The 2,531-nt window shown below is 59.5% G+C and carries 2 protein-coding genes and 1 pseudogene; all 3 read right to left on the reverse strand.

All coding sequences use genetic code 11. The annotated features are described in order from the left end of the window. On the reverse strand, nucleotides 1–489 hold a 489-nt coding region (locus tag TNMX_RS12015; protein WP_038032567.1), incomplete at its 3' end, for a hypothetical protein. Nucleotides 490–819: 330 nt separating this feature from the next. After that, a complete protein-coding gene (locus tag TNMX_RS12020; RefSeq protein WP_015716356.1) occupies nucleotides 820–1,950 on the reverse strand; it encodes an MFS transporter in 1,131 nt (376 codons plus the stop codon). A 6-nt stretch (nucleotides 1,951–1,956) separates the two neighbouring features. Beyond that, a pseudogene (locus TNMX_RS13130) lies at nucleotides 1,957–2,531 on the reverse strand (hypothetical protein); the annotation flags it as partial.

Genomic DNA, 2,531 nt, shown 5'->3' on the forward strand with positions numbered 1-2,531 from the left:
AGAAGCTATGTATTCCCACTCCTTTTCCGAAATTGGCACCATGTCCTCCACCGCATAGCGGTTTCGCATAGGCTGGGTAGGGGCGTGGCGGAGCACCGCTTTGTACCCCTCGGGGATACTTACGAGGTCAAAGGATTGACCTCTCTCATCCCACTCCCAGATGAAGACTCCCCCCAGTAGCGCATAGAAAGCATCCCTATGGGCGTCCAGGTTGCGGGCGTACACATTCGCTGGGCAGTACCAGCAGGAGGTGCGGTATTTCCCGCAAGCCACCACTTCCAGTGGCCGCACGTAGTGCCGGAACTTGAAGATCTCCCCGAAGAAGACCAAAGTAGGCCGCTCAGCGGGCTGAGCGATGATGCCTCCTTGAGGATGGTAAACGTACTCAAGCTCCGAAGATGGGCCCAAGCGAAGGACCAGGCCGTAGTTATCCCTAACCTCCACGAGGCCGTCCCGCGTTTTAAGGATATCACCAACCTCCAGCGTCATGCCCTCTACGATTGGTAAGTCCTTCTCTACCGCGGAAAAGCGTGGGTTGTTCGCCTCCTTGTCCAGCTTGCCGAAGGACCCGAGTAACCGTGTAAACCGTCATTTGCTTCACCCCCTTACGGGTTAGCCCCAGGGTAGCAGGGGGGAGGTTACGCGGAGGTTACGTGGAAAGGGTGCCACGGCCAGCATCCCGCGTGGCTCCCCGTAACCAGGGCCCCAAGCCCTTGCCAAATCCGGCCGGCCCCTCTAGCGGCGGGGCTCCTGACGGGCTAGCCGGGCCGTGGGGCCGAGGAGGAGAAAGGAGGCGAGGCAGAAAACGCTCCCAGGAGATCACCGGGTCCGTTTCTCCATTTGGCCGAGGAAGCCCCAGGCGACCAAGGCCAGGAGGAGAAATCCAAGCCCCGCTCCCAGATAGACCTCCTCCAAGCCCACCTTTCCCCCCACTGCCCCCGCCAAAAGTGCCCCCAAAAGCCCGGCCGAGCCGCTAAGGAACCTCATTCCACCCCCTACCCGGCCCAGCAGGGCATCCGGGGCCAGGGCCTGCCTTAGCACCACCTCTTGGACCCCCAGGAGGATGGCGCTTATCCCCAGGAGGGCCACGAGGAGCAGGCCCAGGGGAAGGGGAGGCTTGAAGAGCAAACCCAGGACGGCCCCGGCGTCCATGAGGAAAAGGAGGCTAAGCACCCTTTGCGGCCTTTTGCCTTTAAGTTTCCCTGCCAAAAGCCCTCCTAAGGCCCCCCCAAGGGAGAAGGCGGTGCTGAGGAGCCCATACCCTATGGGTCCGTACCCGGCTTGGAGGGACCAGAGGGGAAGAAGGGCGAAGGGCATGACCCGGAGGAAGCTGGCTCCAAGGACCGCTCCGGCTAGCCGACGAAAGAAGGCTTCCTGGTACAGCCACCTCAGGCCAGCCAGCACCCCCGGGGGGGCTTTTCCAAGAGGCGGTATGGGAGGGAGCCTAGCGGCGAAGTGAATGGCCACAAAGCCTAGCGCGCCCCCGAGGAAAAAGGGCCAGGAGGGATTCTGGACGAAGAGAAAGGCGCCTAAGGGGGCGCCGAGAAGGTCAGCAAGGAGACTTGCCGTGTAAAGACGCCCATGGGCCTTCTCCCGTTCCTGCGGCACGAGTCTAGGGACCAGGACCCGGACCTCCAGAAGAAGCTCAAGGATGTTGTCTACCAGGTAAAGGCCGAGAAAGGTCCATGGACCAATGAGGCCGAGGCTTGTTCCTAAAAGAAAGCGCAGGAGACTGCCAGAGAGAAGCCCGAAGCTGAGGGCTTTTTTGCGGTCCGTCCGATCTAGAAGGTAGCCTGTGAAGAGGGCTAAGACGGAGGCACCCCAACCGATGGCGTGTTGCAGACCCAGGTAGAAGGGGTTGTCTAAGCGAGCGAGGTGGAGGGAGGCCGCGGTGCCTACGGCCCCCCCAGCGCAGCTGGCCAAAAACAGGATCGTGGCTAATAAGAACACCCTCAGCTAAGTCAAGAAACCCTCTACTTCCCAGACCACCCCGTCAGCAGAGGAGCAAACGTACATTTTCTCCGAGTCCTGAGAGAACCTTACGCAAGTAGGCATCCTTAGCCCTCTCACAACGGGAGGCTGGAAGTGGTAATTGCCAGGTTGAGCGGGGTCTACGGCAATGACTTCTCCCATCTCTGGCTGAACGGCAAAGAGCAATCCGGATGAGGGATGAAACCGCATCCCTCCTAGGCGATGAAGCCCCCAGGCTACCAACGCATTCGGATGGGCAACCAACTCAGAGTAGGTAATTTTCTCCGGCAATTCATCCGGATTTATGCGGAAGATTTGGCCCAGGCTTCCTACAGCGAGGTAGAAGAAGCCCCTTCCAGCAGCATCGTCAATCCAATTTTTGACACATCCTGCTGCTGCATACTTTTCCCACTTGTCGGGCCATGACTCTGGGGGGGTCAGCCCAGGCTCACCATGTCGGGCAGGTATGTCTAGGATAAAAGCTTTGGGCTCTCGCTCATGGTCACCTAGACTTAGACGGGTGATTTGTGTCATGAAGGAAGAGGAACTTTCGCTTACAA

The organism is Thermus sp. NMX2.A1, assembly GCF_000511705.1.
Classification (GTDB): domain Bacteria; phylum Deinococcota; class Deinococci; order Deinococcales; family Thermaceae; genus Thermus; species Thermus scotoductus.